7 protein-coding genes are annotated in these 8538 nt (G+C 66.5%); 1 reads left to right on the top strand and 6 read right to left on the bottom strand.

Features of this window, described 5'->3' with window-relative positions; translation table 11 throughout:
* Positions 1-36 precede the first annotated feature (36 nt).
* The 4 genes from Q1W68_RS14210 to def all read right to left on the bottom strand — a co-directional run bounded on the left by Q1W68_RS14210 (position 37) and on the right by def (position 6377).
* Complete coding sequence (locus Q1W68_RS14210; protein WP_300716966.1) at positions 37-3195, bottom strand: efflux RND transporter permease subunit; 3159 nt, start codon at positions 3193-3195, stop codon at positions 37-39.
* A 10-nt stretch (positions 3196-3205) separates the two neighbouring features.
* On the bottom strand, positions 3206-4321 hold the full coding sequence (locus Q1W68_RS14215) for an efflux RND transporter periplasmic adaptor subunit (protein WP_300716967.1): 1116 nt from the start codon (positions 4319-4321) through the stop codon (positions 3206-3208).
* Complete coding sequence (locus Q1W68_RS14220; RefSeq protein WP_300716968.1) at positions 4318-5739, bottom strand: efflux transporter outer membrane subunit; 1422 nt, start codon at positions 5737-5739, stop codon at positions 4318-4320. Before Q1W68_RS14220 ends, Q1W68_RS14215 begins: the two co-directional genes overlap by 4 nt.
* Positions 5740-5837: 98 nt before the next feature.
* A complete protein-coding gene (def, locus tag Q1W68_RS14225; protein WP_300654730.1) occupies positions 5838-6377 on the bottom strand; it encodes a peptide deformylase in 540 nt (179 codons plus the stop codon).
* A gap of 74 nt (positions 6378-6451) precedes the next feature.
* On the opposite strand from def, the gene Q1W68_RS14230 reads away from it, so the two are divergent.
* Positions 6452-6766 (top strand): hypothetical protein, encoded by a 315-nt coding sequence (locus tag Q1W68_RS14230; RefSeq protein ID WP_300654732.1) that lies wholly within the window; start codon positions 6452-6454, stop codon positions 6764-6766.
* Positions 6767-6791: 25 nt separating this feature from the next.
* Here Q1W68_RS14230 and Q1W68_RS14235 read toward each other — a convergent pair whose 3' ends face one another.
* Both Q1W68_RS14235 and Q1W68_RS14240 read right to left on the bottom strand, forming a co-directional pair.
* On the bottom strand, positions 6792-8288 hold the full coding sequence (locus Q1W68_RS14235; RefSeq protein WP_300654733.1) for a hypothetical protein: 1497 nt from the start codon (positions 8286-8288) through the stop codon (positions 6792-6794).
* 44 nt (positions 8289-8332) lie between these two features.
* The coding region (locus Q1W68_RS14240) for a BRCT domain-containing protein (RefSeq protein WP_300716969.1) at positions 8333-8538 on the bottom strand (206 nt) is incomplete at its 5' end.

Here is an 8538-nt window from a genome sequence, read left to right on the forward strand (position 1 = left end):
GAGCAGAGCGCCACTCACTCACGAGCCCGCCAAACCCTAGGCTCGCAAGGCCTCCGACGGCGACTCGGCCCCAGAAGGTTTGCGCCCAAACAGCGACCCGAACCAGATCGACACATCGTCAACCAGCGTGAACACCGCCGGAATCACCAGCAGGCTCAGGAAGGTCGAGGTGATCAAACCGCCGATCACCGCCACCGCCATCGGTGAACGGAAACTGCTGTCGGCCGCGCCCCAGCCAATGGCGATCGGCAACATGCCCGCGCCCATGGCGATCGTCGTCATCACGATCGGGCGCGCGCGCTTGTGGCAGGCATCCAGAATCGCATCCAGCCGGTTCATGCCGTGCTCGCGCCGCGCCTCGATCGCGTACTCCACCAGCAAAATCGAGTTCTTCGTCGCCACCCCCATCAGCATGATCAAACCGATCAGCGACGGCATGGAGAAGCTCTTGTCGGCCAGCAGCAGCGCCACGAAGGCGCCACCCAACGACAGCGGCAGTGCCGCCAGAATCGTCACCGGGTGCAGGAAGGCCTTGAACAGCAGCACCAGCACGATGTAGATGCACAGCACGCCGGTCAGCATGGCCAGGCCGAAGCTGGCGAACAGCTCGCCCTGCACCTCGGCATCGCCGATCTCCAGCACCGACACGCCCGGTGGCAGGTTGCGCAGGCTGGGCAGTTTCTCCACCGCGTTCTTCATGTCGCCCAGCGCAATGCCGGCGAGCTCGACTTCAAAGTTGATGTTGCGCGCGCGGTCGTAGCGGTCGATCACGGCCGGGCCGCCGCCAAAGCTCAGCGTGGCCACCTGCCCCAGCATCACCGGCCCCTTGCCGCCCGGCACCGCCAGACGGGCCAGCAAGTCCAGATCACCACGGGCGGAGGCGTCAAGCTTGACCACGATGGGAATCTGCCGCTGCGGCAGGTTCATCTTCGGGAGCGCCGTGTCGTAATCGCCCACGGTGGCAATGCGCAAGGTCTCGGCGATCGCGCTGCTGGTCACGCCCATGTCGGCAGCGCGCGCCAGGTCGGGCGTCACGCTGATCTCGGTGCGCACCAGCGACGCGGTGGACTGCACGCTGCCCACGCCGGGAATGGTGCGCAGGTCGCGTTCGATCCCGGTGGCCGCGGTGGTGAGCGCGGCGGCGTCGTTGCCGGTGAGCGTCAGGATGTACTTTTCACCCGAACCGCCCAGGCCCACCTTGCTGCGCACGCCCGGCAGGTTGGACATGGCCGCGCGCATCTGGTTTTCGATGACCTGTTTGCGCGGGCGCGTGCCCCGCGCGTCGAGCTGGATGGTCAGCGCCGCCTTGCGCGACTCGGCCGTGCCCTGCGGCGCAAAGGGATCACTGCCTGCGGAGCCCGATCCGATGGTGGTGTAGACCGACTTCACATGCGGCACGTCCATCACCAACAGGCGCGCACGCTCGGCACTCGCCACGGTCTGCTGCAGCGTGGAGCCCGGTGGCAGTTCGATGTAGACCTGCGTCTGCGAGTTGTCGTCGGGCGGAATGAAGCCCTGCGGCAGCAGCGGAATCAGCATGAGCGAGCCGACGAAGAACACGCCCGCGCCGATCATGGTGATCCAGCGGTGGCGGATGCACCAGGCCGCCCAGCCCCGGTAGGTGTTGAGCCAGGCGGGTTCGTCCTGGTTGGTCATCCACTTCCAGAAGGCACCGGTCACGCGGTTGCTGCGCGCCCAGCGCGGCATGTCCTGGGCCATCACCACCGGCTTGAGTAGGTAGGCCGCCATCATGGGCGTGAGCGCGCGCGCCACCACCAGCGAGGCGAACACCGCGAACGACGCCGTCCAGCCGAACTGCTTGAAGAACTTGCCCGGGATGCCCGACATGAAGGCCGTGGGCAGGAACACCGCGATCAAGGCGAAGGTGGTGGCGATGACCGCCAAACCGATCTCGTCGGCCGCTTCCATCGACGCCTGGTACGGCGTCTTGCCCATGCGCATGTGGCGCACGATGTTCTCCACCTCCACGATCGCATCGTCCACCAGGATGCCGATCACCAGCGACATGGCCAGCAGCGTCACCACGTTGATGGTGAAGCCCATGTAGTGCATGCCGATGAAGGCCGGGATGGCCGACAGTGGCAGCGCGACCGCCGAGACCACGGTGGCGCGAAAGTCGCGCAGAAACAGCCACACCACCAGCACCGCCAGGATGGCACCTTCGTACAGCAGCACCATGGAGCCGTCGAACTCCTCCTGCACCGGCGTGACGAAGTCGAACGACTCGGTGATGCTCAGATCCGGCCGCGCGGCGCGCAGCTCCGTGAGCTTTTCGCGCACGCCATTGCCCACCTCGATCTCGCTGGCGCCGCGGCTGCGCGCGACTTCAAAACCCACCACCGGCTGGCCGTTCAGGAAGGCCGCGGCCGTGGGCTCGGCCACCGTGTCCTGGATGGTGGCGATCTGGTCCAGGCGAACGCGTCGGCCGTCGGAGAGCGACAGCTCCAGCCGCGAGAGTTCTTCAGCCGATTGCAATGAAGACAGCGTGCGCAACGGCTGCTGGCTGCCGCCCAGGTCCACCCGGCCACCGGCGCTTTCGATCTGCACTTTGGCGAGTTGGCGCGACACGTCGGCCGCGCTCGCACCCAGCGCCTGCAGCTTCAGCGGGTCCAGCAGCACCTGCACTTCGCGGTCCACGCCACCCACGCGGTTGATGGCGCCCACGCCGCGCACCGAGAGCAGCAGCTTGGAAATGTCGTTTTCGACAAACCACGAGATGGCTTCCGCGTCCATCTTGTCGGACGACACGGTGTAGGCCAGCACCGCACCCCCGGCGAGCTCGACCTTGTTGATGATGGGTTCGCGCAGATCGGCCGGCAGGTCACCGCGCACCTTGGCCACGGCCGAGCGCACATCGTCCAGCGCTTCCTGCGTGTTCTTCTCGATGCGGAATTCGGTCGTGATGGTGACCGCGCCGTCCTGCACCTTGGTGGTGATGTGCTTGATGCCTTGCAGCGAGGCGAGGCTGTTTTCGATGACGCGCGCCACGTCGTTTTCCAGCTGGTTGGGCGCGGCGCCCGGCAGGCTGGCGCTCACCGTGATGTTGGGCACATCCAGGTCGGGGAAGTTTTGCACCTTCATCTGGCCGAACGAGAACAGGCCCGCCAGCGTCAGCATGAAGAACAGCATCGACGCCGGGATCGGATTCTTGATGGACCAGGCAGAGACGTTCATGGCCCGGTCCTCACTTCACCACTTTGACGAGATCGGCTTCGTTCAGGAAACCCGCGCCCTGCACCGCCACCGGCTCGTCGGCCTTCACGCCTTCGAGCACCTCGACCCGCTCGCCCACCCGCCGGCCGGTCTGCACCTTGCGCTGGCTGGCCTTGTTCTGCGGGTCGATCACGAACACGTAGTTGCTGCCGTCGCGCACCACGATGGATTCGCTGGGCACCGTGAGCGCATCGCTCTGGCCCAGCTCAAAGAAGCCCTTGGCAAAAGTACCCGCCTTCAGCTCGTCGTTGCGCGGCAGGTCCACAAACACCAGGATGTTGCGCGTCTGCGGGTCCGCGCTGGGCGCGATCGCGCGCACCCGGCCGGTGATCTCCAGCCCGCTGGCCGCTGTGACCTTCACCTCCTGGCCTTTGCTCACACGCCCCACCTCGCTGGGCGTGACCTCGCCGCGCCATTCCATGCGGCTCTGGCGCACCAGGCGGAACAGCTCCTGCCCCGCGCTCACCACCGCACCCACGGTGGCACCGCGCGCCGAAATCACGCCGTCATCGGGCGCGAGCACCTGGGTGTTGCCCAGGCGAACCTCGGTGGCGCTCAGCACAGCCTTCGCGGCTTCCAGTTGCGCGCGCGCCACCTTCTCTTGCGTGAGGTAATGCGCCACCTGCGAAGCGGAGAGCGCGCCGCTGTCCTGGATGGACCGCGCCCGGTCGGCGTCGGCCTTGGCGTTCTCATGGCTGGCCTCGGCCTGCATCAGGCTGGCACGGCTCTGCAGGCTGTCGGCCTGCGTGGTTTCGCGCGCGAACTCGGCCAGCACCTGGCCCTTGCGCACCACGTCACCCACGTTCACGTTCACCGACGCCAGCCGCAGGCCATTGAGTTCGGCGCCCACGCTGGCCTCTTGCCAGGCGGTGATGTTGCCGTTGGCCTGCAGGCGGATCGGCAGGCTGCTGCGCTCGGGCTGGGCCACGGTCACGGTGAGCGAAGGCTTGGGGCCGGCGGCAGCCGCGTCGGGCGCGGGCGCCGCGGGCTGCTTGATGAACGCCCAGAAAACCACCAGCAGCACCAGGGCCAGGGCGATGGCCAGCCAGAGCCAGCGTTTGCGCGATGGGGAAGTTGTGGCGTTCATGCGGGGTCTTTGAGTGCGTTGGGGTTGTTCACGGGATCGAAGCCACCGCCCAGGGCGACGTAGAGCTGGATCCAGGCGTTGATGCGTTCTTGCTGCAGATTCACCGCGCTGCTGTCGGCGTTGAGCTTGAGGCGGCGCGCCTCTTCCAGTTCGTTGAGGTTGGCCAGGCCCACGCGGTAGCGCGCCTCGGTGCCCTTGAGCGACTGTTCGTAGCCGGCCACGGCCGTGACCGTCGACGCCTCCCGCTCGCGCAGGCTGGCCAGCGTCACCAGCGCCTGCTCCACCTCGGCCACCGCCTGGCGCAGGGTGCTGGCGTACGCGATGGCCGCAGACTCGTAGCGGGCCTGCGCACTGTCGGTGCTCGCGCGAAGGCTGTCACGCCCCAGCAGCGGCAGGCTCAGGCGGATCGGTCCGATGGCCCAGGTGTTGAACGTGCCCTCGGTGCCGCTGCCGGAGAACCGGTTGCGCAGCAAGCTGCCCGAGAGCGACAGGCCCGGCAGCAAAGCGGCCCTGGCCACGCCCACGTCTTCGCTGGCGGCCACCAGCTCGCGCTGTGCGCGGTAGACATCGGGCCGCTGGCGGATGACTTCGGCCGGCACGGCGTTCACCAACAGCAGGCCGTCAAGGCGCTCCGAAGACAGCAAGGCCGGCGCACCGGCCAGCCGCTGGCGCACCTCGGGCTCGGGCACACCGGTGAGCGCCACCAGCGACTTCACCTGCCGCTCGCAAACCTCGTCCTGCTGGCGGTAGCGCGCTGCGCTCTCGGCCGCGCTGGCGCGCGCCAGCGCGGCCACCGCCGGGGCGGTGAGGCCAGCGCGCTCGGACGTGCTGTTGTTCTGCGCCGTGACCGCGCGCGATTCGCGGTCGCGCAGGGCGACGGCGAGCTGCTCGCGGCACAGGCGCTGAGAAAAGTAGAGCTGTGCCAGTTCCGAGGCCACCAGGACCCGGGCTTCGTGCCAGCCCGCGCTGGCGGCGTCTTGCTGCGCCTTTGCGCTGCCCAGGCGCGCGGCGCTCTCACCCCACAGACCGATCGCCCACGAGGCCTGCAAGCCGGCGCTCAGCGTGGTGCCCAGCGGAATGGTCGGGTCGGTGATGCCGCGGGTGGCGTTGGCCACCGCGTTCACCTGAGGCCCGTTCTGCGCCTCCACGCCGAAGCGGGTGGCGCGGGCGGAAAACACCTGCGCGCGGGCGGTGGCGATGCTGGGGCTTTGCGCTTGCGCGCGGTGGATCCAGTCGGTGAGCACCGGGTCGTCGAACCGGCTCCACCAGGCGGTGAGTTCCTGCGTGCTGCCCGAGTGGGCCAGCGGGGGCGCGTACCAGCTGCCGGGCAGCACCACCGCCACGTCGGCGGGTGGTTTGGTCACGCTGCAGGCGCCGAGCAGTGCCGCGCACGCCGTCACGGCAAGCAAGTGCTTCATGAAATGGAATCCCTGTGGTTTGGTTTGACCCGGGCCCGACTCTAGTCGATGTGCCCGCCCCAACATGTCAATTCATTTCAACCGCGCGACGGTTTGTTTCAATCGTCTTCTGCCGCGTCCAGCCCGGGAAAAAGCACCTCGGTGAAGCCGAAGCGGCTGAAGTCGCGCACCCGCATCGGGTAGAGCTTGCCCCAGAGGTGGTCGCACTCGTGCTGCACCACCCGCGCATGGAAGCCCTCGGCCTCGCGGTCGATGGTTTGACCGTGCTCATCAAAGCCCTGGTAACGGATGCGGCGCCAGCGCGGCACCACGCCGCGCAGGCCCGGCACCGACAGGCAACCTTCCCAGCCCTCTTCTTCCTCGTCACCCAGCGGCGTGATGACCGGGTTCACCAGCACGGTGCGAGGCACCACCGGCGCTTCGGGGTAGCGCGGGTTGGTCGCGCCGCTGCCGAAAATCACCACCTGCAGGTCCACCCCGATCTGCGGCGCGGCCAGCCCTGCGCCGTTGGCAGCCACCATCGTCTCCTGCAGGTCCACCACCAGCTGGTGCAGCTCGGGCGTGTCGAAGCGGGTGATGGGCTGGGCGTGGCGCAGCAGGCGCGGATCGCCCATTTTCAGGATGGTGTGGATGGTCATGGGTTGGACAAGCGGGGGAGATGGGTTTAGTTTCGCTGATCACGTCACCCCACGCGACCACCCGAGGAGAACCCATGAAGACCGCCCTGCTCGCCTTCGCCCTGATGCTGCCCTTGATGGCCCAGGCCCAGGGCGCCGGGATCTTCAAGGGCGCCGACCTCGCCCTGGGGGCCAAACTCATCGCCGAGAACCGATGCGCGACATGTCACGCCAGCAAGGTCGGCGGCGACGGCAGCGCCATCTACCGCCCGAAAGGCCGCATCCACAACGCCGGCCTGCTGCGCGGCATGGTGGAGAACTGCAGCACGCAGCTGAACCTGCAGCTGTTCCCGGAAGAAGTCACCGCCATCGCGGCGGTGCTCAACCGGGATCATTACCGGTTCAAATGAGCGAGTGGTTCAAGAGCGCCGATGGTCAGCTGAGGAGCCAACCGAGCAGTCCAGCCAACAGCACCCCGGGAACTGCCTGCACCTGTTCTGCATAAGCTTTGGCATGACGCAGGTATGCCGGTCGTTGCACACGCCAGAAATACGTCCATGTGCTCATGTGACCACGCAGCAGCTGTGTGGCCCTCTCGTCACCGGCATCGGCAGCGCGGATCCACTGCGCAATGGCTTGCTCTTCGTCACGGGGCACACCATCACCCCGCATGAGCATGAAACCGGCATCCACGGCAGACCCTTTGAAGCCCCGATCCGATGCCTCGAGGAAATAGCCGAACGCACGAGGTTTGTCGACGGCTTCACCCAAGCCGAAGTAGTAGACCGACGCCATGCAGGCATAGGCCGTGGGTGTGTCCCGCTCCATGGCAGCGCGGCAAATGGAAGCCACGCGCTCCGGCGCCTTGGGTGTGCCGTGCAAGCCGTTGGCCAGAATGCGAACCAGGGTTGCCAAGGCCCAGTCATCACCCAACACAGTTGCACCTTCCAAGTCGGCGAGGGCCTCAGCGGGATTCGGTCCCTCAAGAAGCATCGACGCTCGCGTACTCAGTGCCATTTTGGCTTCTGGATCCAGATGAAGTGCTCGAGTCGCGGCCTCCATGGCCATGGCACCGTCACCTTCCGCGTTCGCGAGTGCCGCAAGACTCGCCCAGGCGCTGGCATTGTCCGGATCCCATGTCAGCGACTCTTGAAGCAGAACCGTGGCTTGGTGACGCTTGTTGGCGACCCAGAGTTCGTCGGCCTTGTACTCGGCCAGTTGGCTGCGTAGCACCGCCGTGGTTTTGGACCCTGGGTAGTCGCGCGCAAACACATGCACAAACGCTTCGCCCTGCCGCCAACTGCCGCCCCATTTGGGCTGGAGGTAGTGGAGGTATTCCAGAGGGGTCAGGTAGCCGCCACCACCCAGCGCCTGCATGGCCCGATCCACAACAAGCGCGGCTTCGCGGGCCCCTCGGTTGTAGTACGCCGTGACGACCAGGCCGCGTTGACAAGGGTCACAAGAAGGTCCCAACCGCTCCAGGGCCTCTTCGTACAAGGGCTCAGCCTCAGCCATCAAGGCGTGCATTCGCGCGAAATTGTCGGTGTGCACATCTCGCGCCATATGGACGCCACGGGCTGCCCAAGCGATGTTGGTCTTCAGTTTGGCTTGCACCAATCGAACAGAGCCGTGATCGCTGGCTCGCAGCCAAACCTCGAACAACGCAGGCTCCACGCGCCAGCGGCGCGCCATGGTCTCCAGCGCGTTGTTCAGCCGTTGATTGACGTGTACATCGGTCGAAGACTGCTTCAAGCGCAACTCAATATCAGCCTCGGCTCGAACATGGTCGCCGGCCCTCACCCACTCTATCCATTGCCCGGACCAAGAGACCGGTTCAACGCGCTGCGGAGTGCCGACGGTGAGAGCGTTAACCGGCGCGCACAGTACCCAAATGAACAGCAAGAACCAGATGTGAAATGAGTTCTGCAACATGTGATTTCTCCTCGGTCTCGATGACCGGCGGAGAAATTTAACACTCAAGTACTACCCAATATCGCCAACATCGCCCGCTCGTCGATCACCGCCACCCCCAGCTCGTTCGCCTTGTCCAGCTTGCTGCCCGCCTCGGCACCGGCCACCACGTAGTCGGTCTTTTTGCTCACCGAGCCGGCCACCTTGGCCCCGGCCGCCTCCAGCAGGGCTTTGGCGTCTTCGCGTTTGAGCGTGGGGAAGGTGCCGGTGA

This window comes from Hydrogenophaga sp. (assembly GCF_030158645.1).
GTDB lineage: Bacteria > Pseudomonadota > Gammaproteobacteria > Burkholderiales > Burkholderiaceae_C > Hydrogenophaga.